This window comes from Sphingomonas sp. MMS12-HWE2-04 (assembly GCF_044881185.1).
Taxonomy (GTDB): domain Bacteria; phylum Pseudomonadota; class Alphaproteobacteria; order Sphingomonadales; family Sphingomonadaceae; genus Sphingomonas.
This window is the reverse complement of record NZ_CP173254.1, coordinates 461,961-486,590: the sequence shown is the minus strand read 5'-3', so window position 1 is coordinate 486,590 and position 24,630 is coordinate 461,961. Positions and strand designations below refer to the sequence as shown.

The 24,630-nt window shown below is 66.1% G+C and carries 24 protein-coding genes and 1 pseudogene; 12 read left to right on the top strand and 13 right to left on the bottom strand.

Annotation, left to right across the window (positions count from 1 at the left end; all coding sequences use genetic code 11):
• Positions 1–40 precede the first annotated feature (40 nt).
• From fliF to AB2M62_RS02185, 6 genes and pseudogenes are all read left to right on the top strand, one after another.
• Positions 41–1,656 (top strand): annotated as a pseudogene (fliF, locus tag AB2M62_RS02210) (flagellar basal-body MS-ring/collar protein FliF).
• A 16-nt stretch (positions 1,657–1,672) separates the two neighbouring features.
• Positions 1,673–2,020, top strand: a complete 348-nt coding sequence (gene fliN / locus AB2M62_RS02205) for a flagellar motor switch protein FliN (RefSeq protein ID WP_404339763.1) — start codon at positions 1,673–1,675, stop codon at positions 2,018–2,020.
• Positions 2,020–3,354, top strand: a complete 1,335-nt coding sequence (locus AB2M62_RS02200) for a sigma-54-dependent transcriptional regulator (protein WP_404337416.1) — start codon at positions 2,020–2,022, stop codon at positions 3,352–3,354. Before fliN ends, AB2M62_RS02200 begins: the two co-directional genes overlap by 1 nt.
• Before the next feature lie 37 nt (positions 3,355–3,391).
• Complete coding sequence (flhA, locus tag AB2M62_RS02195; protein ID WP_404337414.1) at positions 3,392–5,473, top strand: flagellar biosynthesis protein FlhA; 2,082 nt, start codon at positions 3,392–3,394, stop codon at positions 5,471–5,473.
• A 57-nt stretch (positions 5,474–5,530) separates the two neighbouring features.
• On the top strand, positions 5,531–6,934 hold the full coding sequence (locus tag AB2M62_RS02190) for a flagellar hook-length control protein FliK (RefSeq protein WP_404337412.1): 1,404 nt from the start codon (positions 5,531–5,533) through the stop codon (positions 6,932–6,934).
• 9 nt (positions 6,935–6,943) lie between these two features.
• Positions 6,944–7,609, top strand: a complete 666-nt coding sequence (locus AB2M62_RS02185; RefSeq protein WP_404337410.1) for a flagellar hook assembly protein FlgD — start codon at positions 6,944–6,946, stop codon at positions 7,607–7,609.
• Positions 7,610–8,294: 685 nt separating this feature from the next.
• On the opposite strand, the gene AB2M62_RS02180 is transcribed toward AB2M62_RS02185, so the two are convergent.
• From AB2M62_RS02180 to AB2M62_RS02150, 7 genes are all read right to left on the bottom strand, one after another.
• Positions 8,295–8,639 (bottom strand): hypothetical protein, encoded by a 345-nt coding sequence (locus AB2M62_RS02180; RefSeq protein ID WP_404337408.1) that lies wholly within the window; start codon positions 8,637–8,639, stop codon positions 8,295–8,297.
• Positions 8,640–8,751: 112 nt separating this feature from the next.
• Positions 8,752–9,150: a hypothetical protein gene (locus AB2M62_RS02175; RefSeq protein WP_404337406.1), complete on the bottom strand. Its 399-nt coding sequence runs from the start codon at positions 9,148–9,150 to the stop codon at positions 8,752–8,754.
• 132 nt (positions 9,151–9,282) lie between these two features.
• Complete coding sequence (locus AB2M62_RS02170; RefSeq protein ID WP_404337404.1) at positions 9,283–10,140, bottom strand: flagellin; 858 nt, start codon at positions 10,138–10,140, stop codon at positions 9,283–9,285.
• A gap of 257 nt (positions 10,141–10,397) precedes the next feature.
• Positions 10,398–11,147, bottom strand: coding sequence for a flagellar basal body L-ring protein FlgH (gene flgH, locus AB2M62_RS02165; RefSeq protein WP_404337402.1), 750 nt, complete (start codon positions 11,145–11,147; stop codon positions 10,398–10,400).
• A gap of 75 nt (positions 11,148–11,222) precedes the next feature.
• Positions 11,223–11,651 (bottom strand): flagellar basal body P-ring formation chaperone FlgA, encoded by a 429-nt coding sequence (flgA, locus tag AB2M62_RS02160; RefSeq protein WP_404337400.1) that lies wholly within the window; start codon positions 11,649–11,651, stop codon positions 11,223–11,225.
• Positions 11,651–12,433, bottom strand: coding sequence for a flagellar basal-body rod protein FlgG (gene flgG / locus AB2M62_RS02155; protein ID WP_404337399.1), 783 nt, complete (start codon positions 12,431–12,433; stop codon positions 11,651–11,653). Before flgG ends, flgA begins: the two co-directional genes overlap by 1 nt.
• 20 nt (positions 12,434–12,453) lie before the next feature.
• Positions 12,454–13,194 (bottom strand): flagellar hook basal-body protein, encoded by a 741-nt coding sequence (locus tag AB2M62_RS02150; protein ID WP_404337397.1) that lies wholly within the window; start codon positions 13,192–13,194, stop codon positions 12,454–12,456.
• A 119-nt stretch (positions 13,195–13,313) separates the two neighbouring features.
• Here AB2M62_RS02150 and AB2M62_RS02145 point away from each other — a divergent pair, with 119 nt between their 5' ends.
• Genes AB2M62_RS02145 through AB2M62_RS02130 form a run of 4 tightly spaced genes read left to right on the top strand, consistent with a single transcriptional unit; the run spans position 13,314 to position 15,818 of the window.
• Complete coding sequence (locus tag AB2M62_RS02145; RefSeq protein ID WP_404337395.1) at positions 13,314–13,856, top strand: flagellar basal body-associated FliL family protein; 543 nt, start codon at positions 13,314–13,316, stop codon at positions 13,854–13,856.
• The gene (gene fliM / locus AB2M62_RS02140) at positions 13,853–14,875 is read left to right on the top strand and encodes a flagellar motor switch protein FliM (protein WP_404337393.1); all 1,023 of its coding nucleotides are present in this window, start codon (positions 13,853–13,855) and stop codon (positions 14,873–14,875) included. Before AB2M62_RS02145 ends, fliM begins: the two co-directional genes overlap by 4 nt.
• Complete coding sequence (locus AB2M62_RS02135; protein WP_404337391.1) at positions 14,872–15,264, top strand: DUF6468 domain-containing protein; 393 nt, start codon at positions 14,872–14,874, stop codon at positions 15,262–15,264. The genes fliM and AB2M62_RS02135 overlap by 4 nt, the downstream gene beginning before the upstream one ends.
• A complete protein-coding gene (locus tag AB2M62_RS02130; RefSeq protein ID WP_404337389.1) occupies positions 15,264–15,818 on the top strand; it encodes a magnesium transporter MgtE N-terminal domain-containing protein in 555 nt (184 codons plus the stop codon). The genes AB2M62_RS02135 and AB2M62_RS02130 overlap by 1 nt, the downstream gene beginning before the upstream one ends.
• A gap of 169 nt (positions 15,819–15,987) precedes the next feature.
• Here AB2M62_RS02130 and AB2M62_RS02125 read toward each other — a convergent pair whose 3' ends face one another.
• Positions 15,988–16,407, bottom strand: a complete 420-nt coding sequence (locus AB2M62_RS02125) for a hypothetical protein (protein WP_404337387.1) — start codon at positions 16,405–16,407, stop codon at positions 15,988–15,990.
• A gap of 75 nt (positions 16,408–16,482) precedes the next feature.
• Here AB2M62_RS02125 and AB2M62_RS02120 point away from each other — a divergent pair, with 75 nt between their 5' ends.
• Together AB2M62_RS02120 and AB2M62_RS02115 are read left to right on the top strand one after the other, a co-directional pair.
• A complete protein-coding gene (locus AB2M62_RS02120) occupies positions 16,483–16,734 on the top strand; it encodes a hypothetical protein (RefSeq protein WP_404337385.1) in 252 nt (83 codons plus the stop codon).
• On the top strand, positions 16,734–18,482 hold the full coding sequence (locus tag AB2M62_RS02115) for a hypothetical protein (RefSeq protein WP_404337384.1): 1,749 nt from the start codon (positions 16,734–16,736) through the stop codon (positions 18,480–18,482). Before AB2M62_RS02120 ends, AB2M62_RS02115 begins: the two co-directional genes overlap by 1 nt.
• A gap of 79 nt (positions 18,483–18,561) precedes the next feature.
• Here AB2M62_RS02115 and AB2M62_RS02110 read toward each other — a convergent pair whose 3' ends face one another.
• The 5 genes from AB2M62_RS02110 to AB2M62_RS02090 all read right to left on the bottom strand — a co-directional run bounded on the left by AB2M62_RS02110 (position 18,562) and on the right by AB2M62_RS02090 (position 24,137).
• Positions 18,562–18,933, bottom strand: coding sequence for a VOC family protein (locus tag AB2M62_RS02110; RefSeq protein WP_404337383.1), 372 nt, complete (start codon positions 18,931–18,933; stop codon positions 18,562–18,564).
• Between the two features lie 100 nt (positions 18,934–19,033).
• Complete coding sequence (locus tag AB2M62_RS02105) at positions 19,034–19,723, bottom strand: helix-turn-helix transcriptional regulator (protein ID WP_404337382.1); 690 nt, start codon at positions 19,721–19,723, stop codon at positions 19,034–19,036.
• Between the two features lie 138 nt (positions 19,724–19,861).
• Positions 19,862–20,767 carry a flagellin gene (locus AB2M62_RS02100; RefSeq protein WP_404337380.1) on the bottom strand — a complete coding sequence of 302 codons (906 nt, stop codon included), beginning with the start codon at positions 20,765–20,767 and terminating at the stop codon, positions 19,862–19,864.
• Positions 20,768–20,778: 11 nt separating this feature from the next.
• A complete protein-coding gene (flgK, locus tag AB2M62_RS02095) occupies positions 20,779–22,878 on the bottom strand; it encodes a flagellar hook-associated protein FlgK (protein WP_404337379.1) in 2,100 nt (699 codons plus the stop codon).
• Positions 22,879–22,895: 17 nt separating this feature from the next.
• The gene (locus tag AB2M62_RS02090; protein ID WP_404339761.1) at positions 22,896–24,137 is read right to left on the bottom strand and encodes a flagellar hook protein FlgE; all 1,242 of its coding nucleotides are present in this window, start codon (positions 24,135–24,137) and stop codon (positions 22,896–22,898) included.
• Positions 24,138–24,630 lie beyond the last annotated feature (493 nt).

The window sequence follows — 24,630 nt, the reverse complement described above, 5'->3', positions numbered from 1 at the left end:
TCGAGGGGCAACTTCGCCCCGGTCCACGCGTGGGGCGGCTTTGGAAGCGATCAAGAAATTCGTGGCCCAGATCGGGCCTAAGCGGCTGATGCTGATGGGGGGCGTGGCGTTCGCGCTGCTCGCCACCCTCGCCTTTGTCGCAACGCGCACCTCCAAGTCCGACATGGGCTTCCTGTACACCGACCTCGATCCGTCGGCGGCCGCCACGATCACCGAGAAGCTCAAGGCGCAGAACGTGGACTACACGCTCTCCGCCGACGGCAGCTCGATCATGGCGCCGCAGGAAAAGCTGGCCGAGCTGCGCATGAGCCTGGCGGGCGAGAAGCTGGGCGGCAAGATCGGCTACGAAGTGCTCGACGAGGAACAGCCCTTCGGCGTTTCCGCGAGCCGCGCCAAGATGAACGAGACCCGCGCCGTCGAAGGCGAGCTCTCCAAGTCGATCCAGACAATCCAGGACGTCAGCGCCGCGCGCGTCCACATCGTCATGCCCGAACGCCAGATGTTCGCGAACGAGAGCCGCAAGGCGACTGCCGCGGTGACCGTCAAGACCAAGGGCCGCCTCTCCTCGGAATCGATCGCGTCGATCCGCTATCTCGTCTCGTCCTCGGTTCCCGAGCTTTCGCCCGACGCGGTCTCGGTTGTCGACCAGACTGGCGCGTTGCTCGCCCGGGCCGGCGATCCCGGCACCGGCGGCTCGAGCGATGCCGACGAGCGCCAACAGGCGGTCGAGGCCAAGCTCCGCGAGGAAGTCGAATCGCTGCTCGAGCCGATCGTCGGCCAGGGCAAGGTTCGCGCCGAAGTCTCGGCCCAGATCGACCGCGACCAGACCCGCGAGGAATCGAACCTGTTCGATCCCGACAAGCAGGTGATCGCGCGCCAGGTCAGCGTCGAGAATGGCGAGCAGAACCGTGAGCAGGACGCCGGCCCGCAGACCGCGTCGGTCGGCAACCAGCTTCCCGAGGCGCAGGGCCAGGCGGCCGGCACCGGCGGCCCCAACAAGCAATCGACCAGCAATCAGACCTCGGAAGACACCACCTACGACAATAGCTCGACCAAGACGGTCACGCTGCGCGCGCCGGGCAAAATCACCCGCCTAAGCGTCGCGGTGATGGTCGATGGTGGCGAGAAGGGCCTCCCCCAGCCGCAGATGCAGCGCCTCCAGCGCCTCGTCGAGAACGCCGTGGGGATGGATGCCGAGCGTGGCGACAGCGTCGTCGTCGAGAGCATGCGCTTCACCGGTGACGACAGCCTGGCGGACAAAAACGCCGGCATATTGTCGACGCTGCCGATGGATAAGATCTGGAGCCTTTTGCAGATCATCGTGATCGGCGCGGTCGGCCTGATCGCCCTCAAGATGCTCAAGCCGAAGTTCATCCCCGGCCTCCCCGTGATCGAAGGACCGGCGGAAGCCCAGGCGATCGCCAGCCAGTCGGCCGAAAAGCTGGCACTCGCCGAGCGCGCCGCAGGTGGCGATGCCGATGCGATACAGCAGCTCGAGAACATGGCGGGCTCTGATCAGCCTCTGCTCGATCAGGAAATCGCGCTGGCCCAGATCGACGGACGCATCAAACTTTCTGCGCTGAAGCGCATCGGCGACGCGGTCTCCGCGAGCCCCCCGAGGCGGCATCAGTGATCCGCCAGTGGATGAACGGATAAGACGAGGAACATGACCATGGACATCGATCTCAACAACATCGTTCCTGCCGAAACCAACGAGCAGTCGGGTCCCATTCTCGAGGATTTCGACAGCGCACCCACGCATGACCTGCCGTTGGGCTCCGAAGCCCTCGAAGCCGTCCATGACGTGCCGGTCAAGGTACAGGCCGTGCTCGGCCGGGCGCGCATGCCGGTCGGCGAACTGCTGCACCTCGGTGCCGGCACTGTCGTCGAGCTCGACCGCCGCGTCGGCGAGCCGGTCGACATCTTCGTCAACGATCGCCTGATCGCCCGCGGCGAAGTGGTGCTGATCGACAACTCGCTGGGCGTGACGCTCACTGAAATCGTTCGGGCGGACCGTTGATGTCGAATTCGATCCGTATGGTGCTGATCGGCGCACCGGGCAGCGAGTTCCGCCTTGCAGCCGAGCTGGCTCGGGCGTCGGGCGCGAACGTCACGATGGCAGACACCCCGGCCGAAGCGCTGATCGCGCTTCGCCAGGGCGGCGGCGATCTGGTGATGATCGATGTCGATGCCGATGTCACCGGCTTCATCGCTGCGCTACGGGCCGAGCGCTTCGCTCTCCCGGTGCTGGCCTGCGGGATCGATGCATCGGCCGAGCGCGCCGTCGCCGCGATCCGCGCCGGCGCGCGCGACTATGTGCCGCTGCCGCCCCAGCGCGATCTGATCGCCGCGGCGATTGCCTCGGTCGTGCAGCGCAAGGCGCAGGTCCACATCGGCGACCACCCTGCCCTCACCCGCGCGCTCCAGCTCGCTACCGCGGTCGCTCCCAGCGGCACCCCAGTATTGATCACCGGTGAAAAGGGTAGCGGCAAGGAAACCATGGCGCGCGCGATCCACGAGGCCTCCGGCCGCGGCGCGCCGCTGCTTGTCGCGGAATGCGCCGGCGTGGCGAACGACGTGCTCGAATCAGATTTGTTCGGCCATGAGGAAGGCGCTTTTCCAGGCGCCGTCGCACGCCGCATTGGCCGTTTCGAAGAAGCCGGCAACGGCTCGATTCTGCTCCGCGAAATCTGCGCGCTGTCACCCAACGCCCAGGCGCGGCTGCTGGCTGCCCTGATCGAGCAGCGCTTCACGCGCCTCGGCGGCACCGAGCCGGTGCCGTTCAAGGCGCGGTTGATCGCCACGACCAGCCACGATCTCGACCTCGCGGTCGAAGCCGGCAGCTTCCGGGCAGACCTGCTCATCCGACTCGGCCTGATTCGCGTGGCGGTGCCTTCGCTGCGCATGCGCGGCGACGACGTCGTCCAGCTGGCCAACCACTTCGCCGAGCGCCTCGCCGAAGCAGACGGCCAGCCGGTCCGCGGCTTCACCGATGCGGCGATCACGCTGATCGCCAACTATCCGTGGCCGGGCAATATCCGCGAGCTCGAGGACTGCGTCCATCGCGCGGTTCTGCTCGCCAGCGGCGCGCAGATCGACGCCGGCGACCTCGTCCATTCGGACGGAGCCGGCCTGGTCGATCTCGACGCCGGCGAGCCCGAGCGTATCCGCATTGAGGGCCTGGTCGGTCGCACGGTGGAAGAAGTCGAGCGGGAGCTGATCCTCCAGACGCTTGAGCGCTGCCATGGCAACCGCACTTCGGCTTCGAACATCCTCGGCATCTCGGTGCGCACGATGCGCAACAAGCTGCGGACGTTCATCGAAGCCGGGATCGCGGTTTCGCCCGCTCTCTGACGCGCAAGCAAGATTACGCTCTTTTCGGGGATAGAATATGCCTCCCGCCGTCACCAACCTGATGCAGCGCTTCGGCGCGAACCGTGATCTCGCGCTCGCCTTCGGCGTGATCGCGATCATTGCGATGCTCATCCTGCCGATCCCGGGCTGGCTGCTCGACATGGGCCTGGCCCTGTCGATCACGGTCTCGGTGATGATCCTGATGACCTCGCTGTTCATCGAGAAGCCGCTCGAGCTGAGCGCTTTCCCGACCATCCTGCTGGTGGCGACGATGCTGCGGCTGGGCCTCAACCTCGCCTCGACCCGCCTGATCCTGACGCATGGCCATGAGGGCAAGGACGCCGCCGGCGGCGTGATCGGCGCATTCGGCGAATTCCTGATGGGTGGCGAGGTCATCATCGGCCTCACCATCTTCATGATCCTGATCGTCATCAACTTCGTCGTCATCACCAAGGGCGCGGGCCGCATCGCCGAAGTGGCGGCGCGCTTCAGCCTCGATTCGATGCCCGGCAAGCAGATGGCGATCGACGCCGATCTTTCGGCCGGGATGATCAACGAGGACCAGGCGAAGGCACGGCGCGCCGAAGTGGAAGCCGAGAGCGGCTTCTACGGCTCGATGGACGGTGCGTCGAAGTTCGTGAAGGGCGACGCAGTGGCCGGCCTGCTGATCACCGCGGTCAACATCGTCGTCGGCCTGACCATCGGCGTCGTCTCGCACGGCCTGCCGATCGGCGAGGCGTTTCACACCTATACCGTGCTGACCGCCGGCGACGGCCTTGTCAGCCAGATCCCTGCGCTGATCATCTCGGTCGCTGCAGGCCTGCTGGTCTCGAAGGGCGGCGTCAAGGGCAAGACCGGCGCGGCGCTGGGCGACCAGCTCGGCCGCTATCCCAAGGCGTTCGGCATGGTCTCGTTCCTGATGGGCGCGCTGGCGCTCATGCCGGGGCTGCCGTTCATCCCGTTCGCCGCCTTCTCGGCCGCTGCCGGCTTCGCCGCATGGAAGATGAGCAAGACCGCGCAGGCCAAGGCCGCGCTGGAGCGTGCCGTCGCTGCGCAGGAGCAGGCACAGACCACCGTGGTCGAGCGTCCGATCTCGGAGACGCTGGCGATCGACGCGGTCCGCATCGAGATTGGCTATGCGCTGCTGCCGATGATCAACGACGAACAGCGCGAACCGCGGCTCGACGATCAGGTCCGCGCGCTCCGCCGCCAGATGGCGACCGATTTCGGCTTCGTCCTTCCCTCGGTCCGGATCATCGACAATATGGGCCTCAAGCCCAACGAATATGTCATCACGATCAAGGAGACCGAGGCGGCGCGCGGCGAGATCAAGCTCGAGAAGCTGCTGTTGATCAATCCGGGCGGCGGCCAGGTCGGCTTGCCCGGCGAAGCGACCAAGGAGCCGGTCTTCGGCCTCCCGGCGCTGTGGATCGATCGCGAGCTGCGCGACGAAGCGGGCTTCCGCGGGCTTACCGTGGTCGATTGTGGCACGATCATCACCACGCATTTGACCGAGCTGGTCAAGGACAACATCGCCGACCTGCTCTCCTATACCGAGACGCAGAAGCTGCTGACCGAAGTCCACAAGGAATCGGAAAAGCTCGTCGCCGACATCGTCCCCTCAAAGGTCTCGATCTCGAGTGTTCAGCGAATCCTGCAGAACCTGCTGAGCGAAGGCATCTCGATCCGCGACATCCCGACGATCCTGGAAGGCATCGCCGAGGCCGCACCGCTGACGAGCAACTTGACCCAGATCACCGAGCATGTCCGCGGCCGCCTGGCGCGCCAGATCAGCGCATCGCAGGTCCGCGGCGACGCGATCCCGGTGGTGACGCTGTCGGCCGAATGGGACCAGGCCTTCGCCGAATTGATCCTGGGCCAGGGCGACGACCGCCAGCTGGCAATGGCGCCCTCGTCGCTCCAGAAGTTCATCCAGTCGATCCGCGAGACCTACGATCGCCTGGCGCAGGACGGCGAGATCCCGTGCCTGCTGACCAGCCCGTCGATCCGCCCGTTCGTCCGCTCGATCATCGAGCGCGTGCGCCCGGCCACGGTGGTTCTCTCGCAGAACGAGATCCATGCGCGCGCCCGAATTCGTGCGCTTGGCACCGTCGGCTGATTTCGCTCCTATAATGATAAGGCGGTCCCCTTAAGGGGCCGAGCTAGAGGCGCCTGGATGCAAGTCACAACCCTCGGTTCCCCCTCGCCCGCCGGGCCTGGCATGCTCCCCTTCGCCTTTGGCGGCACGGGCGCGGAGGCCGGTTTTGCGCAGGCTCTGGGCGCTATGCTGCAAGGCAGCAATGCAGCGTCCGCCACGCCGATCCTTGACCCGACGAACCCGCTTGCTGCGCAGTTCGCCGATAGCGGCGCGGCCCTGCCCGTCGCCGCGACGCCGCTGGCCCCCTTTCAAGGCACGACCAACCTCGCGCAGTTGATGGCAACGGCGAGCACGCTACCCGTGGCTGCCGAAGGCACCGCCGTGGCGACGCCGCTTGCGGTCCAGTCGGGCACCGAACTTGCGCAGCCGGCGCTCGAAACCGAAGTCGCCGCCCAGCCCGGCGTGGCCCAGCCACAGCCGCAAACCGGCAAGCCCGCCAAGCCGGCGACCGATAGCGGCGCTTCTCCCGTGCTGGTAGACGCCGCGCCTGCCGACACCGCAGAGCCCGTCGCGCCCAAGCCCGAGACGGTAGTGCGCGCCGAGCCGGGCAAGACCGAAACGGCCACGCCGTCGACCGGCCCGCGCAAGCCCATGCGCTCCGACAAGGACGAGACGGGTGAACAGCCCCAGGCCGACGCCGTCGTACAGCTTCCGCAGACGATAGTCCCTGTCGCCGCGGAACCGATCCGCCACGCCGCGACGCCGGTGAAGGGCGACGCCGAACCGCAGGTCGCGATCGGCGGCAAGCGTGGCACCGCCACGGCCGATGCCGCGCAGGCCAATGCGCCCACCGCCAACGATGCCAAGGCCGTTGCCAGCATCGCGGAAGGCAAGGGCAATGCCGCCAATGCCGGCCAGGGCGACGACCAGAGCGCCCAGCGCGATCCGCAGGCGAGCTTCGCCGCCAAGGTCGATGCGCTGGCCCAGCCCGCTGCCACCCAGAGCACCAGCCATATTGCCAAGGCGGAAGCAGCGCCCACTATCGCCGCGGAACCCGTGATCGCCGCCCGCCCGAACCATGTCGGCCAGGCGCTCGGCGTAGAGATCGCGCGGAAAGTCGAAGCCGGCGAAGAGACGCTGCGCCTCCGCCTGAGCCCCGAACATCTCGGCAAGGTAGAGATCACGCTCGCCTTTGACGACGGCAAGCTTCAGGCGACGGTGCGCACCGAAAGCGCGCACGCGCTCGACCTGCTCCGCCAGGATGCGCCCGACCTGGCGCGCACGCTCGACCAGGCTGGCATTCGCACGGATGCGCAAAGCTTCCGCTTCGAAGCGCGCGCCGACACTGGCGGCCAGTCTTCGCCCCAGCAGCAGCCCCAGCGCGGCAACCAGCCGCAGCACCAGGCCGCCGCTGACGATCTCGAACCCGCCCCTGCCTATCGCGCGATCCGCGCCGACGGGCAGGTCGACCTTATCGCCTGAGGAACCCACATGACGACTGTCACCAGCACGACCAGCAAAACCGGCATCGACACTTCGACCACCGCCGGCACTAAGCTGAGTGCCGATTACGACATGTTCCTGAAGCTGCTGACCGCGCAGATGCAGAACCAGGACCCGCTCGATCCGATGGACACGTCGCAATACACCCAGCAGCTCGTGCAATATTCGCAGGTCGAGCAGTCGATCGAGCAGAACACGACGCTCAAGTCGATCCTGTCGAGCCTCGGCACGCAGAACCTCACTCAGGCCTCGTCGCTGATCGGCCGCTCCGTCGAGACCGACAGCGCCACCGCGGGACTCAGCGCCACGTCACCGGCACAGTGGAGCTGGGCCGCGCCGCGCGACGTCGCCTCGATGACCGCGACGATCACCGATGCCAATGGCCGAATTGTCGATACGCGCACGGTCGCAGCCAATGCGGCCGCTGGCACACTGTCGTGGGATGGCCAGACCAGCACCGGCCAGACCAAGGGCGCGGGCAACTATACGATCAAGCTCGAGGGCACCAATTCGGGCGGCAACGCGCTGACCATCACTCCGCACGCGATCGGTACGGTCAGCGATGTTCAGCTGGACGGCGGCAATGTCCTCGTCACGATCAACGGCATGCAGGTCGCGTCGGCCAATCTGCTCCGCATCGGCGCCAGCCAGTAACACAACGCTAGCGCAGGAGACTGGCCTCCCCGGGGCTTTGCCCCGGGGAGGTTTTTCGACTCGAGTTGCCGCGGGAACAGCCTCGGGAATGGCGTGCGCTCGCAGCCGCCGGCGCGCTCATCGCCATGCGGGGTCGTTGGGCTGGTCTTGCCACGCGAGAAGCCTTGGTATCTCCGCATCCCGGCAGGGCGCCGCCGCGCGCGGAAGCGCCGGCGCTGCGGAGGTCCATCGGGCGCGCGCACGCGAGGCGACATGGCGTTCATCCCGCAACGCGTTCGCGCATTACAGGCGGCCTCTGACCGTCCGGCCGAGATCCGCCCCATCGATGCCTTGTACTGGGGCTTCGTCTACGTGGCTTGTCCGGCCGGCCACCTTCTCTGCCTTCTGACGAGGGCGACGATGGCGCTCTACGGCCTAACCCTTAGCGGGGACGACCCTAGCCACTCGGGCGGTCGGCAACGTGCCTGCTTTCTATAATGAATAGGAGAGACGGGCGGGTCGTTTCGATCCCCTCTGCGATCCGCTCGTCCCTCGTCGCGGTCTTGCCGCTTGTGCCCAAGTAAACGAACGGCAGGCCGGTCCCCTCTCCGGCCTGCCGTTTGCTTTTGTGGAAGATATGCCGGCTGCAAGGCAAAACGGGCGCACAAGGCGCCCGCAGCTTAATTTTTTCGGATAGACGGAAGGCTCAGCCGTTGGCGGCAGGAAGCAGCGCCAAGTGGCGTTCGGCTACGGGGAGCTGGATCAGCTCTGCCATCGCGACCGGCGCGATCGCTTCGCGGACGGCGAAGTTCTCAAGGGCACAGCCGGCGATCGCGCCCGGCGCGGTCAGCATCGCCAGGCAATCGGCGATCGCAGGATCCTCGCGCGGGCCGATGGTATCGAGGATGTCGCTCAGCGCCATCCCCGCTTTCATCGCGCGCTCCGCTGCGGCGTTCCACAGCGCCTCGGCATTGTCGACAGAAACGGTGAGCGCCACTGTGTAGCTGGGCGAGCTATCCGAGAACGACTGGCTGTACGCGCGATGACCCATCTCTGACCCCTGTTATCGTTATCGCCCAATGCACCAGGTGGTGCTGGTCTGCGTATTCCGGTGTTGTCCCTACGTACTCTTCCCAAGCGTCATGCGGCCACGTCTCCGGGCCTCAATGAACGCGCGCTTCGGCGCGGCGGCCGAGTTCGCGGGCATGGGCTGCGACGATACACAGCTCGGCATAGAGCCGATCCCAGAACGGCGCCGGGATCTCGACCGGAGGGTTGCCTTGCTGGGTGAGGGTGAGCGACGCGCAAGGCTCGATGCCCATTTCGAAGCGCGTGGTGAACAGACCGTCGACATGCTCGTCGGGCAGCGGATGCGGCACCGAAAGGCGCGCAGACATGATGTAGCCGGAAAGGACATCGACGCCATAGCCGTCGAGAAGGACGCGCTTGCCGCCCAGATCGGGGCGCTCGAGCACGACCAGCGCCCCTGAGGGGTGCTCCTCGACGCTGACGCGGAGCCGGCCGCCAAATGCATCGGTGATTTCGCGAATTCGGGGGAACAACCTAAATCTCCTGCCTCACCAACATTATAGACGCGCGGCGAAGCCAAGCCCGAACAAAGGGTAAAAAAGAGGCCGGGATGGTTTCCCATCCCGGCCCCCGTGTCAGGCAGACTTCCAGGGAAAAGTCTGGCCTTAACGGAACAGCGAGGTGATCGTCTGCGGCGCCTGGTTGGCGATCGACAGAGCCTGAACACCGAGCTGCTGCTTGACCTGCAGAGCCTGCAGCTTGGCCAATTCCTTGGCGAGATCGGCGTCGACGAGATTGCCGATGCCTGCCTCGATGGTGTCGGACAGCTTGCTGGTGAAGGTCGACTGAGCGTCGATCTTGCGCGAAGCCGCGCCGAGCGTGCTCAGGGTGGTCTTCAGGTTGGTCTGCGTCGTGGTCAGCGTGTCGACCATCGCCTGCGCTGCCGCCTGCGAGTCGATCTTGCCCGAAGCCGAAACGGTGATCGTCGAGCCGCCAAGGTCGAGACCCTGGTTGGCAACGCTCAGCGAGTCCGGGTTCCAGGTGGTCGCCGACGACGTGTCCGAGTCCTGCAGCGACTGCAGGGCCGTGACGGTGCCGCCCGAAGCCTTCAGAAGGTTCGTTCCGTTGAAGTCCGACGAGTTGACGATCGTGGTGATCTGATCGCGCAGAGCCACGAAGTCCTGGTTGAGCGCATCGCGGCTCGAGCTATCGATGCCAGCGTCGGCAGCCTGGGTGGCCTTTGCCTTCATCTGGTTGACGATATCCGAGATCTGCTCTGCACCAGCGACGGCAACGTCCGTCACGCTCTTGGCGCGGCTCAGCGACGAAGAAACGGCCTTGAGGCCGCCCATGTCGCCACGCAGGCCCTGAGCGATCGTGTACGAAGCGGAGTCGTCCTTGGTCGACGAGACGTTCAGGCCGGTGTTGATGCGGCTCTGAACCTGGGCCATGCCCTTGTTGGTGTCGTTGAGGCTCTGGAGAGCCGCCATCGCGCCGGTGTTGGTGTTAACGGAAAAAGCCATGTTAAATTCCTTCTTGGATGGAGAGCCGCTTCTGCGGCCCGGATCGGTATCGCCGACCCGCGGCCGAGCGCGTTTGCGCCCTGCAGGTTCATTCTGGGAAGAAATCCGGGAAGACCAAAACGAACCGCGAATATTTTCATGGTTAGCAAGGCGTTAAGTTCAGATCGGAAATTTTTGCCTAGTCGATTGAAAATAGACAAAGAAAAAGGAGGACAGGTTGCCCTGCCCTCCCCAACTTTTCGCGCTCATAGCCGCGCTTAGAACGGGAACAGCGCGTCGTAGATCTGCTGGCCCCAGCGCGCCTGCTGCGCGTCGGTGAGCTGGCCCTTGCCGCCATAGATCACGCGTGCCTCCGCGATCTGCGAATGGCTGATCGAATTGTCGCGAGAGATATCCTCGGGGCGGATGATGCCGGTGACGATCAACTCGCGCATCTCGAAATTGACTCGCACTTCCTGACGGCCGCGGATCATCAGGTTCCCGTTCGGAAGGACCTTGGTGACGATCGCCGCCATCGTCATGTTGATCGTCTCGGAGCGCGCAGTGGTGCCGCCGCCGGTGTACTTCGAGCCCGAATTGGTCTCCAGCGCCGCATTGGCGTTGCCGCCGAGCAGCTTTGCGACCGGCGCGATACCGAGCAGGCCGCCGACGCCGCCGGTTTCCGAACCGCCTCGGGTACGCGAGGTGTTGTTGCCGATATCGGCCTTGTCCTGGATGTTGATCTTGATCGTCAGGATGTCGCCAAGCTTGGCCGCGCGCTGATCGCGGAAGAAGGCGCCGGCGCCGGTACGGAACAGCGATGCGTTCTGCGCAGGCTGCTGCGGCGCTGCGCTGGCCGGGCGGTTCTCGCGATCGGCGGGTGCCGCGAGCGATGCTTCGAGTTCGGGCGCATCGACCGGCGCGATATCGGTGAGCTTGGGTGCCTTGCCGACCTGCTGGAGGCGGCCAACCGCACCGCAGCCCGACAGCGTGGCGCCAAGCGCCACACAGAGAATGATCTTACGCATTTAATTCCCCTGGTCCGATTTACGTGACGCATCCCGCGCCGGAACGAAAATCTCGGTAAAACAATATGCTGCCCGCTAGGGCGCTGCAATCCGGACTGTTCCGGAGCCATCGACGACGCCGTCGATCGTCCGGTTGGTGGCGGTGGTCACCACGCGCACCATGTCGTTCTGGCCACCGCCGTTGAGCGCGCGGCCCGACGCTGTGATCACCAGCGGCCCACTGACGATGCGGATCGTCACCGGCTCGCCACGGCGGACCAGTTGGGGCCGCATCACGTCGTTGCTGCGCAGCACCAGCCCGGCGGGCAGATTGCGCGAGGCTTCCATCCCGGCCGCCGCATCGATGCCCAGGGCACCGCGCGCCGCAGCCGGGGCGCGGCCCTCGAACGCGAAGTCGCTCGCTTCGAGCCGGTCGCCCTTCTGCACCGGGTGCGCGAGCACCGGGACCTGTACCTCCTCGGCCGGCGCGCCGGCGAGGAGGGCGAAAGCGAGCACGATGCTCATCAGCGCATCTGGCTCGTCGTCGACAGCATTTCGTCTGCCGTCTTCACGACGCGGCTGTTCATTTCATAGGCGCGCTGCGCGGTGATCAGCGCGGTGATTTCCGCCACGGCGTTGACGTTCGAGGCTTCGACGAAGCCCTGGCTCAGCGTGCCGAAGCCCGGCTCGCCGGGTGCGGCGACGTTGGGCTGGCCGGAGGCTGAGGTTTCGAGGAAGAGATTGTCGCCCTTCGCTTCGAGGCCTGCATCGTTGATGAAGGTCGCGAGCTCGAGCTGGCCGACGGTCTGCGGCTGCGGATCGCCTGCCACCGAGACCTGGACCTCGCCGGTCTTCGAGATCGTCACGTCGATGGCGTTCTGCGGGATGGTGATGCCCGGCTGCACCGGGAAGCCGTCCTGCGTCACCAGTTCGCCCTGATCCGAAATGCCGAACGAGCCATCCCGCGTATAGGCAGTGTCGCCCGAGGGCAGCGTGATCTGGAAATAGCCGCGGCCGGTGATCGCCACGTCGTAGCGATTGTCGGTCTGCTGGAGCGCACCCTGCTGCTGGATGCGATAGACGCCGCCGGTCTTCACGCCCGAGCCGATCTGGATGCCCGAAGGCGCCTTGGTGTCCGGACCGGTGGCGCCGCCGGGGCGCTTGATGTTCTCGTAGAGCAGGTCCTGGAACTCGGCGCGCTGGCGCTTGAAGCCCGTGGTGTTCATGTTGGCGATGTTGTTCGAGATGACATCGACGTTGGTCTGCTGCGCGAGCATGCCGGTCGAGGCGATGGAAAGCGAACGCATGACTTAATCCCTCTTCAAAATTAGCTGACGCGGCCGAGCCGGTCGATCGCGGATTTGCGCATGTCCGAGATGCTCTCGGAAAGATGCTGGCTGGTCTGGTAGGCACGCAGGATCTCGACCATGTCCGTGGTCTCGACGATCGCGTTGACATTCGACCCTTCGACGCCGCCCGACTTTATCGACGTCTCGGCGGCGGTAAGCTCTCGGCCGTTGTTGCCCGACATCAGGCCATCACCGCGCGGATCCATGTCGGCTTCGTCGAAGCGCGTGACAGTGAGGCGGCCGAGCGGGCCATCCGGGCCCATGACGCTGCCGTCATTGCCAATGGTCAGGCGGCCGGCGCTCTCGGGCGGCACGCTGATCGGCTTGCCACCTTCGCCCAGGATCCGCTGGCCGCCGGCCGTAGCGAGATCGCCGTTCTCGAGCACCTTGATATAGCCTGCGCGCGTATAGGCAGTGCCTCCGCCCGGCGCTTCGACGCTGAGATAGCCCTCGCCTTCGATCATCACGTCGAGCGGGTTCTCGGTCGGCTGGAAGGCGCCCGACGACGCATCGTGCACTGCGCCATAGTCTAGCACGTACGAGGTCTTTTTCGCCTCCGGCGTGACCGTCGTGTCGCTCTGCTCGACATATTCGCGAAAAACGGGCTGCTCGCGCTTGAATCCCACCGTATTCATGTTGGCGAGATTGTTCGCAGCAACGTCGAGTCGGCGCCGCAGCGCCTGTTCCTGGCTCAGCAATACATAAGAAGAGACGTCCACCGGACCTATCCTTCAAAAAAGTGTCGCTAGGCAGAAATTGCCGGGTGACCCCTCTATAATAGGAAGAAATCAGCCGGCTGGGTTGCCGGGACGCAGATTTCGAAAGGTATCAGGGCAAAATGTCTTCTCCCGAAATCGTCGAAGAGGGCGCCGAGGGCGCAGCGCCGGCGGCGAAGCCGAAGTCGAAGAAGAAGCTGATCATCATCGGTGCCGCAGCTGGCGTGCTGCTGCTCGGCGGCGGTGGCGGTGCCTTTATGATGATGTCCGGTGGCAGCGCACACGCCGAGGCTTCGGCCGAGGAAGCGGCGCCGGCCGAGGAAGCCAGCGGCCATGGCGAGGGCGGCGAAGGCGCAACCAAGGACGCGCTGGTCGATGTGCCGGCGATGGTGGTGAACCTGCGTTCGCCCGACGGCCAGGCCCGCTTCCTGAAGATTCACTTCATGATCGCGCCGGGCACCAAGGCAACCGCAGATACGCTCAAGGAAAAGCTGCCGGTGCTGCTCGATGCCTATCAACCCTTCCTGCGCGAGCTGCGCCCCGAAGATCTTGCCGGCTCGGCCGCGGTCTTCCGTATCAAGGAAGAAATGCTCGTTCGTGCCACCGACACGCTCGGCACCGGCATGGTCAAAGACATCCTCATTCAGGATCTGGTCCAGCAATGATCGATCTCGAAGACTTCGACCTTCCCGAACCGCCCGTCGCTGCGATGGGCGCCGAGGGCGACGTCCGCTTCGATCAGGCGGACATCGATGCGCTGTTCGGCGACTTCGGCGGCCCGGTCGAGAAGAAGAAGGGCCTGCGCGCCGTCATCGAATCCAAGGTTATCAGCCACGAGCGTCTACCGATGCTCGAAGTGGTCTGTGACCGCGTGGTCCGCGCCTTCGGCAGCTCGATGCGCAACCTCACTTCGGACGCGATCGACGTCAGCCTCGAGGAAGTCACCTCGATCCGCTTCGGCGAGTTCATGAACCGCGTCGCGCTGCCTGCAATGGTCGGCGTGTTCAAGGTCCAGGAGTGGGAGAGCTACGGCCTCATCACCGTCGAATCGGGCCTGATCTATGCGGTGGTCGATGCGCTGCTCGGCGGCCGCGGCGGCAACCAGCCGATGGTCATCGATGGGCGCGCCTTCACAACGATCGAGACCGGGCTGGTCTCGCGGATGCTGGAACTCGCGCTCAACGATTTCGCCGAGGCGTTCGACCCGATCGAAGCAATCAACATGCAGCTCGAGCGCATCGAGACCAATCCGCGTTTTGCGGCAATTGCGGGGTCGTCGAACATTTGCGCGATCGCTACGTTCCGCGTCGACATGGATGGACGCGGCGGGCGGTTCACCCTGGTGTTCCCCTATGCAACGCTCGAGCCGGTTCGCGACAAGCTTCTTCAGCGGTTCATGGGCGAGAAGAGCGGCCGCGACGGCGTCTGGGAAGCGCATATGGCGGCGGAGATCCGCAAGACCAACGTGACGGTCAATGTCCTGCTCGGCGAAAAGCCGATGTCGATCGCGTCGCTGAAAGCGCTCGAAATCGGCCAGACGATCGCGCTCCACAAGAGCCCGGACGACCCGCTCGACGTCGCCTGCGGCGGCGTCACGCTCGCGCAGGCGCAGATCGGGCAACGTTCGGGCAAGGTCGCAGTGCGGCTGGTCACCAATGTTTCGAAGGAAAGGAAGAAGGCATGAGCCTTGCACTTCTCGCAAATGTGCTGACGATCATTCTCTGCATGGCCGTCCTCGTGCAGAGCGTACGAATGATGCGCAGCCTGCGCACCGTCAAGGACGGCGCCCTTACCGAAGTAGTGACTGCGCTCGAAAAGGCGACGGTCGGCGCGCGCTCTGTGCTCTCCGAGATGAAAGCCACGCTGAGCACCGACTGCGCACAGCATGCCCGTCTGGTCGACCAGGCCCGCGGGCTGCGGGACGAGCTTTCGGACATGATCGGGATCGCCGACGCGGCGTGCGAACGCATCGTCAGCGCCGTCGGCGTTGCCAATGCGCAGCGCGCCGAAGCGTCTGTCGGCGAGCCTGCGGACGCCGCGGAAGACGCCCCGCGCGAAGCCGAGGCCGCCTGATGTTCCGCCCCTCCCTCCTCTTGCTCACCGCCGGTGCCGCCGGCCTGGCGGTGGTCGCCAACGCCGCGAGCATCGCGGCGCCGGACGGCCAACAGGCGCCCAAGACGCGGCTCGGCAACTCGATCGAGCAGGATATCAGCGAGCGCGACGCCGCCGCGGCGCGCCGCAAGCGCGGACTCGACCTGCGCGAGCAGGCGGCGAAGGCCGCCGAAGCGCGGCTCCAGGCCAGTGTCTCCGCGCAGCAGCCCGCTGCCGCCACGCCCGCCAACGGCGCGGCTCCGGCCGAGGCCGCCGACGCGCAATTTGACGACCTTGCCCGCATCTACCAGGCGATGAAGCCCAAGGCTGCCGCAGTGGTCTTCGAGCAGCTCGACATGGAAGTGCAGATGAAGGTCGCCCAGCGAATGCGCGACCGTTCGACCGCGATGATCATGGCCGCGATGACCCCCAAGGCGGCAGCAGCGCTGAGCATGGCGCTCGCCCGCAGAAACTCCAGCCGCCCGCAGGTGGCAGCCGCAGCGCCGCCCGCCGGAGCGCCACGCAAGGCAAAGTAGGGCTCGGGCGAAACGAAATAGGGAGCCGCTCGCGGCTCCCTATTTTTATGTCTGATCGCTTGATTGTCGGAGCCGTCCGGCCTGGGTGATGCGGGCGTCTCGTCGCTGATCGCCACACATATCGGCGAAGCGCATCACTCAATGGGACGATTGCCGGATGACCGCGCGCTCAGCTCCGGGTGGCGGCGACTTCGACGATCAGCACGCGTGACAGCGCGGGCTCGGCGCTCTTGAGCGCGGTGGTGAGATCGTGGTCAAGTTGCTCGGCATCGACCGCGCGCAGCCCAGAGGCGTTCAGCCGCGCGAATTCCAGCCCGGCAGCCACGGTCGCCGCGCGCAGCATCGGCAGTTCCTCGGTCGCCTTGTGCGCGGCTTCGGCATTGCCGCCGTCGAGCACGATCTTGAATCGAAGAGCGCCCTGCACGCGATCGGCATCGATGATCGGCACCGTCACTTCGTCCATGGGCACGAGGAACACGCCCCCGGCCCCCGCTCCGCCACCGCCGCCCGATGCTCGGGCGCCGCTGCCGGGCAAGGGCACGAGCGCGGTGGTCAACGCCAGCGCGGCAAGGCTCCGGTTACGCAACACTAATCTCCCGCGGATCGAGCCGCAGCTGCGCGGCTATCCCTCTATAATAGGAGAGAATGATTAAAAGGTGACGAGTTGAGCCACGATCAACGCCCCGGAAAGATGCGCGTCGTCGCCGACGCCCCCTCCCAGGATCGCCGCAGCGCCGGCAGCGCACCAGGTGCGGCAGGCAACGCCGTCGCGCTGCCTGCTCCAGCGACGGCCGTCAACGCGCCCGCCGAGGTTACGGCCAAACAGGGCGGCCTGCCGATCCTCGGCGCCCTGGTGTTCCTTGTGTCCGCGACGATCGGCGGCGTTCTGATCGCGCTTTCGGGACTTGCCGGCTGATGCGTAGCCTGCTCGTCGCGCTGGTCGCCAGCGCCGCCACCATTATTCCCCACGCTCCCGCGAGCCAGGCGCCCGGAACCTCGCCGGTGCTGCCGCCCTTCGCCGCGACGCTGGCGCAAATGCCGGCGATCACCAGCGTTGAGGGCTGGCATGGCGACATCGGCGACGCGGCCTGGGCCAAGCTCGCGGTCGCCAAGCCCGAAACGCGCCAGCTCACCCGCTGGAACTATGCCCTCGGCCTGCTCGGCGAAGGCCGAGGTTCCGATGCGCTGGGCGTGCTCGACATCATGGCGCTGGGCGACGATGATCTCGCGCTGGTCTCGACCTATCAGCTCGCGCGCGGCGCGGCGCTGACGCTGCTCGGCCGCGATGCCGAAGCCGTCCAGGCGCTGGGCACCGGCGATCTGGTGACCAATCCCGAGGCCTGCGCCTGGCGGATGCGCGCGCTCGCGCATGCCGGCTCGGCGAATGACGCCGTCCAGCAGATCAACTGCGCGATCCCCGCGATCAACGGCCGCAAGCCCGCCGCGCGCGCGCCCTTCGTACTCGCCGCCGCCGGCGCCGCGATTGATGATGGCCAGCCCCAGCCGGCGCTCGCCTGGCTCAAGCTGTTCCCCGATCGCGACCCCGACGCCAATGTCCTGCGCGGCCGTGCGCTGATCGCCACCGGCGATGCCCAGGGCGGACGCCTGCGCCTCGAGCGCGCCGCGAAGAGCGGCAATCCCGAGGACGTCGCCGAAGCCAGGCTGGCGATGATCGAATCGCAGATCGGCGCCAACACGCTCGGCGCCGCCTCGGCCGCCAAGCAGCTCGACGCGCTGCGCTATGGCTGGCGCGGTGGCAGGATCGAGGAGCGCGCGCTGCGCCTCCAGCTCAAGCTCGCCCTCGCCGCGCACGACCTGCGCGGCCAGCTCCAGGCTGGCGCGACGCTGTTCCGCTATTTCAAGCTGGGCGCCGAGGCCGGGCCCATGCTCGCGACACTCCAGACGACGCTCGCCGGCGCGCTCGCGCCCGAGACCGGGCTGTCGCTGCCCGATGCCGCCGGCATCTATTGGGACTATCGCGAGCTTGCGCCGTCGGGCCCGGAAGGCGATGCGCTCGCGCTGCGCCTGGCCGACCGGCTCGAAAGCGCCAGCCTGTATGGCCGCGCCGCCGAGCTGCTCCAATATCAGCTCACCCAGCGCCGCCAGGATGTGGCGCAGGGCCCGCTCTCGGCAAAGGTCGCCGCGCTTCACATCCTCGCGGGCCATCCCGAGCGTGCGCTCGACGTGATCCGCACCACCGAGCAGCCAAGCTATAGCGATGGCATGCGCCAGGAGCGCAAGCGGATCGAGGCGGTCGCGCTGCACCGGATGGGCAAGGACGAAGCGGCGATGGCTGCGCTGGAAGGCCTTCCCGACGCCACTGCGCTGCGCGCCGAGATCCATTGGCGGAGCCAGGATTGGGGCGCGTTCGTCACTGAGAACGAGCCGCGTCTTCCCGCCGCAAAGGGCCTGAGCGAACCCGGCCAGGCCGCCGTGCTCCGCCAGGCCGTTGCGCTGGGGATGCTAGCGCGCGAAGACAAGCTAGCCGCCTTGCGCACGCGATATGGCGCCGCATTCAAGACGCTGCCGAGCGGCCAGGCGTTCGAGGTGCTCACCGGAAAGCCCGGCGCGGTCGATCCCGCGACGCTCAGCGCCGCAATGGCCGCGATCCCCGAAGCGAGCCCGGCGGGTTCGATCGGCGACCTGCTCGACGCCGAGGGCTGAGGACTGAAATCCCGCGAGGGAGCCACAAGAACGGGCCGTTTCTCCAATCGAGGAACGGCCCCCGTTCCTTATGAGCCGGTCACGGCGCCGGCGGTGCAAAGACACGAAGCCTGTGACCGTCAGGATCGCATGCGACGAAGGTGATGCCGAAGCTCATCTGCGTCGGGGCCTGAAGGATGGCCAGACCGCGCCCGCGCCAGTCGACATGCATCGCTTCCACTGCCGCAGCGTCCGCAACCGCAAATGCGATCTCGCTTGCGCCGGGCTGCCCGCTGCTCTCCGGCTCCACCGTCTCGCGCGACCACAGGCCCAGCATCACGCCATCGCGCAGCGGCAGGATCGCGATATCCGTCTTCTGTGCGACGATCGGGATGCCGAGCAGGTCGCGGTAGAGCGCGGCGCTGGCGACATGGTCCCGTACGTGGAAAAGCAGGAAATTGAAGTCCGCCATAAAATCCCCTCTCGGATCGTGACACCGGGGATCGGTGCCGACGAGAAGGGATTACGCCGCGACCCTGTCAGTTTTTGTCAGCAGCCATCGCGCGATGCGCTCATTGTTCCGGAACGCCTTCGACAGCATGCCACTCCTTGAGCAGCCGGGCGCGGCGGCGTGGATACCGCTCAGCCGTGCAGTCGAACCGGGCAATTCGGTCGATCCTGAAATGACGGTAGCCTGCGCGCAGCTCGCACCAGCCGACGAGTACCCGCACGCTGTCATAGAAGGCCAATGCGATCGGCCAAATCGTCCGCTCCGTGGCCTGCCCCTTTTCGTCGGCATACGCTACCTGGAGCTTGTGCTCGGACCGGATCGCCTGGCGGATCGCGGCGAGTTCGCCATCTCGGGCCAGGATAGGCGCGCCGGGGCCGATCAGCAGACCCGACGTCTCAATGCCGCACTTGAGGTCGTCGGGAAGTACCGCGCCGATCTTGGCGAGCACATTGCGCGCGGCGTTTCCCAGCAGGTCATCCGCGCGCTCCGAAACCCAGCGCGAGCCCAGGACCAGCGCTTCGATTTCCTCTTCGGAGAACATCAGCGGCGGCAGCATGAAGCCCGGCCGGAGTACATAGCCCAACCCCGCTTCCCCTTCGATATGGGCGCCTTGAGCCTTGAGAGTTTCTACGTCGCGATAGATGGTCCGCAACGACACGCCGAGCTCTTCGGCCAGGACGGCGCCCGCCACCGCTCGCCGATGCCGGCGCAGCAACTGGATCAGGTCGAGAAGGCGCTGCGCGCGCGACATGGGAGCACCCCTTCAAGGAAAGCACATACTGCCATAAGCGGGCAGCGAGCAACCATTGCGGCAGCCCGTTCGCCCGTGAAAAAGCCCACCCCGCGGTCACGGGGATGGGCTTCGAAATTGCAGCGCGGAGGCGCTTGGTTAGAGGTAGCTCACCAGGCTCAGGTCGGAGAGCTGCGAGAACACCGAATAACTCGCCTGGAGCATCGTCTTCTGCTGGGCGAGGTCGATCGCGACTTGGCCAAGATCGGCGTCTTCGTTGCTCTCGATGACGCCCTGGAGCAGCAGCGAGCGATCCTCGCCACGGCTGGTGAGCGTCTCGACCTGATTCTGCTTGCGTCCATTGTCCGCGTTGACGGCCTGGAGGCTGCTGATTCCCGTGCCAAGCTGGCCGATCGCCTGCTTGAGCGCGTCAAGTTGCGCATCGGTCGGCTTCGAGCCGATCGTGCCGGCCTGGGCCAGCGTCTGGAAGGCGGCATACAGGTCCTTGCCCACCGACGCCGCAGTGATGCCATAGGTCACGTCGACGCCATCGGCCACGCGCGCGCTGGCGCGGACGCCGTCATCCTTGAACGCGTCGTCGGCGGTGGTCGTCGCGACCGCAGCCAGTGAATCGGGCGCAAACGGATTGCCGTCGGTCTGCGCGCCGCCGAACAGCGGCACGCCGCCTTCGCTGGAATTGAGCGACGTGCGGAACTGGGCGAATGCCGTCTCGATCGCTTCCTGCAGGCCGGCGGCATCGCCGGTGCCGATCACGTTGAGGATGTCGGTCTTGAGGCCGCCCACAGCGCTTTCCATGCTCTCCAGATGGCCCTGATAGAGCGACAGCGTCGTGCCGACGCGCTTCGACACAGTCGATTGCGCGTCCTGGCGCGCCAGCAGGCTGTGCGCCGACAGATTGCGCACTGTCTCGGTACCGAGCGAGGCGAAGTCGGTCGCCTTCTTGCCGCTGGCGAGGCGCTGCTGGGTGACGGCAAGCTTTTCCTGCGAGCGCTGGATCGCCTGGGACATTGTCCGCTGGAGCGGAATGGTGGCTACGCGAGTCATCTTCTGTCTCCTCAGCGGATCATGGCAATTAGAGTGTCGTACATTTCGCTCGCAGTGGTGATCACGCGAGCGGCCGCCGAATAACTGTTCTGGAGCACCACCATCGACGAAAGCTCCTCATCGATATTGACGCCCGAGAAGCTATCGCGCCGGTTGACGGCATCGTCGCGGCGCGCCGAGGCGTCGGCAAGGCTGCCCTGCGCCTGGCTCGCCTGCAGGCCGGCGCCCCCCAGCATCTGGCTCGAGAAGCGATCGAGCGTGATCTTGCCGTCCTTGCCGAGATCGATCGCGGAAGCGAGCTTGTCGACGAACGCAGTCGCGCCACGATTGTCGCCCGCACCCAGCGCCTTGGCACCGACTGCGGCGGTATCCTGAAACTGTGCGAGCGGCAGCTTGCCCGGCGTGGCCAGCACCTGCGGCAGCACCTGCCCGGTCGCCAGGCCGCTCGATGCGCCGTTCAGCCCCATCAGCGACGAGAAGCTCACACCCGAGCCGTTGCGGCTCGTTGAATCCGAAGGGATGCTGAGCGCGGCGCCCGAGACCGAGGGGATCGGGTCGAAACGCAGCCGCCCGCGATCGTCGAGCGAGAAGTCGCCATAATCGCCGAGCTTGCTCGAATTGAGCTGGTTGACCAGGTCGCCCATCGTGCCGCCCGAAGTCGGGTTCAGCGTGTAGCTGGTCAGCGCGCGACCCGAGGTATCGCGCAGCACGATCTGCGTGGTCTCGCCCGTGGCGAAGCCATGCGGATCGCTGGCGTTGAGGCCAGAGGGCACCAGCGTGCTGGTGTCGCTCTTCACCATGTCGTTAAGGCCGAAGAACTGCGACACGCCCACGCCGGCGCGCGCGCTCGGATCGGTGCCGTCCTGCGCAACGACAACGCCGTTGCCGGTGCCATTCGCCGTAATGCTCAGCTTGCCGCCGGTGAAGCTCGCCGTTGCCGAACCGCCCAGGCCCGTGTTGATCGCGGAGATCATGTCGTCGATCGTAGCCGTCGGCCCCAGCGCGTCGAAATCGACCTTGGTCTTGGCGACGAGCGTGCCGTCGGACTTGGTCACCGCGAAGGTGGCCTCGCCGGTGAAGCCCAGCCGATCGCTGCCGATCAAGCCAGTCTGGCGGCCGTCGAGGCTCGCGGGCGGCGGCACGGTGCTGCCGGCATTCGAAACGGCGTTGAGCGCCTCAGACAGGCCTGAAAACAACGTGCCGAGCTTTTCGGAAAAGGCCGGCAACGTGCGGTCACGCAAGTCGATCAGGCCGCCGAGCTTGCCGCCGACTGCCGAGGAATCGAGCTTCTCGCCGGTCGAGGCGGCCATCGTGCCGTCGTTGTTGGCGAAGCGGATCTCGATCGCGGGATAGGAGGGCTGCGAGGTGCCTTCGCCCGAATTGGGATAGGAAAGCTGGCGCAGCCGCTTGTCGAGCAGCGTCGCGCCCGAGGCCGTCTCCAGCTGCACGCGTCCGTCCGATTGCTCGCGCACGGTGACATGCATCAGGCCGCTCAGTTCCTCGATCGCGCTCATCCGCTGGTCGGCGGCGCCGCCGGCGCTGCGGCCAAGGCCGGTCGCGGCCGAGATCGTGTCGTTGAGGTCGTAGATGCGTTTGAGCAGCGTGTTGATCTTGTCGACCGAATAACCGACTTCGGATTCCACGTCGCTGCGCAGGCCGGAGACATCGCTGCTCAGTTGCTGCATCGACGTGATCGCGTCCTGCACATCCGCCGTGAACGTCGCCACTGTCTGCGTGGACGATTGCGAGCCGGTCATCGCCAGGGCCGACGCAGTCACCTGGTCGAGCCGAGCCGATAGACCGGACTCCGCACCCGGCTCGCCCAGCAACGCCTGGAGCCGGTCGAGATAGTTGGCATTGACCTCCGCGCGGCCATAATCGCCCGCGCGGCGGTACACCGTCGCCTCGAGGAACTTGTCCGCGACGCGGGTGGGCTCGCCCACCACGACGCCGCTGACGCCTCCGGAAACCACGCCGGTGCTGAGGTTGACGCGCTCGCGCGCATATCCCGCCACACCGACGTTCGCGATGTTGTTCGACACCGCGCGCAGTCCGGCCTGGGCAGCTGCCAGGCCGGATACGGCGGATCCGAGCACCTCGTTGAGCGACATTCCCCTCTATCCCTCGCTTAGCGCTTCAGATCGCTGACTTCGCGCAGCATGTCGTCCACGGTCGTGATGATCTTCGACGACGCGCTGTAGGCGCGCTGGAAGCGGATCATGTTCGTGAACTCGCCGGCGAGATCGACGGTCGAAGCTTCGAGCGAGTTCGATGCGAGCGAGCCCGCGCCGAGCTGACCCGGCTCGTTGAAGGTGACGCCGCCCGAACCCTTGCTGACCGTATAGGCATTGCCCGAGATGCGGGTGAGACCGTCCGGATTCTGGAAGGTCGCGATCGGCAGCTGGAACACGGCGCGCGTCGTGCCGTCGTCGAAGATCGCGTTGACCGTGCCCGTCTTGCTGATTTCGATCGACGAGAGGTTACCGAGCATGCCGCCATCGACGTTCGACGAGATCAGCGAGCTCTCGGTGCCGAACTGAGTGAGGCCGTCGATACCGTCGTCGCTGCCCAGCGCGAGCGTGATCGGCACCGACGCCGCGGCGTTGGTGTAGGTCACGTTGAGCGGGCCGAACAGCGCCGCGGTCGAGCCAGACTTGTCGAGGCTGCCGTCTGGGTTGAACTTCAACGTGCCGCTGGCCAGCAGGCCATCGGTGGCGGTGACGTCGGTCGCCGGGTTCGAAAAGATTTCGCTCTGCCAGGTGTTCGCGCCGGTCTTGATATAGCCCATCGTGACCTGGTGCGAACCGCCTTGCGAGTCATAGACCGCGAACGAACGCGTGAACTGCGGGGTGACCGTGCCCTTGGCCATGTCGCCGGCAGTATAGGCACCGGTGTAGTTCTCGGTGGTCGACTGCAGGTTCATGCGGGCCTGGACGCGCGTGGTCGGAGTCGCGGTGCCGGTCAGGTCGCTCACGCGCACCGGCTCGAGCTGATTGATGTTGCCGGTGTTGGTGTAATTGCCTTCGGCGTCGAGGCGCCAGCCATAGAGGTACAGGCCCGCGGGATTGCGCAGGAAGCCTTCCTCGTCCGGCTTGAACGAGCCGGCGCGGGTGTAAGCAACGTCGCCGCCACCGTTCGAAGCGGTGCGCGTCACGAAGAAGCCGCCGCCGTCGATCGCGAGATCGGTGCTGCTGCCCGAGGCCTGGAGCAGGCCCTGCTTGGAAATCTGGGTGACCGGTGCAGCGACGACGCCGCCGGCCGAATAGTTGCTCTTGGCGCGACCGTCGGTCACCATCGTCTTGAACTGGGCTTCGACGCCCTTGTAGCCAACCGTGTTGATGTTGGTGATGTTGTCCGCGACGGTTGCCATCGCGCTTGCCTGTGCGCCGAGGCCCGAAACGCCGGCGTAAAGAGCGGAATAGAGGCTCAAATCATGCACTCCCTAGGATGCCCGCGGATCGATCGCGCAGGCCACACAGACGTATTTTAGGACGAAATCCGCGGAGGACCGGATTTGGCCGGGAGAAAATGCGCGGTGACGATGCGTTGCCACGACCCTGACTCGGATGGAGCGCCAGCCTGCGCCCGTTGCGTACATGCCCGTTGCCGTTGCCCCGGCCTCGAAGCGGGCTCCGCTTCTTCTCGGCCAGCGCAGGATAAGGGTTGCCGCGCCCAACGATGCGAAGTCCTTTTGCGACGTCTGCGCCTGATACGCCCCGCGTGGGTCGACGGCGCATTCTCCACCCGAGCCGGCCAATTCAGCGGGTAGCGGCAGCTACGCACCAACGGCGAGAAGCGGGATCGAGGGCAGGCCGGAGCAACGGACAAAAGAACCGCGTCGCTGCACAGTTCTGAATGGTCAC

Excerpts from the sequence above, each read along its gene's own strand:
- fliN (WP_404339763.1), top strand. The coding sequence starts at position 1,673 with ATGGACATCGATCTCAACAACATCGTTCCTGCCGAAACCAACGAGCAG.
- AB2M62_RS02200 (WP_404337416.1), top strand. The coding sequence starts at position 2,020 with ATGTCGAATTCGATCCGTATGGTGCTGATCGGCGCACCGGGCAGCGAG.
- flhA (WP_404337414.1), top strand. The coding sequence starts at position 3,392 with ATGCCTCCCGCCGTCACCAACCTGATGCAGCGCTTCGGCGCGAACCGT.
- AB2M62_RS02190 (WP_404337412.1), top strand. The coding sequence starts at position 5,531 with ATGCAAGTCACAACCCTCGGTTCCCCCTCGCCCGCCGGGCCTGGCATG.
- AB2M62_RS02185 (WP_404337410.1), top strand. The coding sequence starts at position 6,944 with ATGACGACTGTCACCAGCACGACCAGCAAAACCGGCATCGACACTTCG.
- AB2M62_RS02180 (WP_404337408.1), bottom strand. The coding sequence starts at position 8,639 with ATGGGTCATCGCGCGTACAGCCAGTCGTTCTCGGATAGCTCGCCCAGC.
- AB2M62_RS02170 (WP_404337404.1), bottom strand. The coding sequence starts at position 10,140 with ATGGCTTTTTCCGTTAACACCAACACCGGCGCGATGGCGGCTCTCCAG.
- flgH (WP_404337402.1), bottom strand. The coding sequence starts at position 11,147 with ATGCGTAAGATCATTCTCTGTGTGGCGCTTGGCGCCACGCTGTCGGGC.
- flgA (WP_404337400.1), bottom strand. The coding sequence starts at position 11,651 with ATGAGCATCGTGCTCGCTTTCGCCCTCCTCGCCGGCGCGCCGGCCGAG.
- flgG (WP_404337399.1), bottom strand. The coding sequence starts at position 12,433 with ATGCGTTCGCTTTCCATCGCCTCGACCGGCATGCTCGCGCAGCAGACC.
- AB2M62_RS02145 (WP_404337395.1), top strand. The coding sequence starts at position 13,314 with ATGTCTTCTCCCGAAATCGTCGAAGAGGGCGCCGAGGGCGCAGCGCCG.
- fliM (WP_404337393.1), top strand. The coding sequence starts at position 13,853 with ATGATCGATCTCGAAGACTTCGACCTTCCCGAACCGCCCGTCGCTGCG.
- AB2M62_RS02135 (WP_404337391.1), top strand. The coding sequence starts at position 14,872 with ATGAGCCTTGCACTTCTCGCAAATGTGCTGACGATCATTCTCTGCATG.
- AB2M62_RS02130 (WP_404337389.1), top strand. The coding sequence starts at position 15,264 with ATGTTCCGCCCCTCCCTCCTCTTGCTCACCGCCGGTGCCGCCGGCCTG.
- AB2M62_RS02115 (WP_404337384.1), top strand. The coding sequence starts at position 16,734 with ATGCGTAGCCTGCTCGTCGCGCTGGTCGCCAGCGCCGCCACCATTATT.
- AB2M62_RS02110 (WP_404337383.1), bottom strand. The coding sequence starts at position 18,933 with ATGGCGGACTTCAATTTCCTGCTTTTCCACGTACGGGACCATGTCGCC.
- AB2M62_RS02105 (WP_404337382.1), bottom strand. The coding sequence starts at position 19,723 with ATGTCGCGCGCGCAGCGCCTTCTCGACCTGATCCAGTTGCTGCGCCGG.
- AB2M62_RS02100 (WP_404337380.1), bottom strand. The coding sequence starts at position 20,767 with ATGACTCGCGTAGCCACCATTCCGCTCCAGCGGACAATGTCCCAGGCG.
- flgK (WP_404337379.1), bottom strand. The coding sequence starts at position 22,878 with ATGTCGCTCAACGAGGTGCTCGGATCCGCCGTATCCGGCCTGGCAGCT.
- AB2M62_RS02090 (WP_404339761.1), bottom strand. The coding sequence starts at position 24,137 with ATGGCAACCGTCGCGGACAACATCACCAACATCAACACGGTTGGCTAC.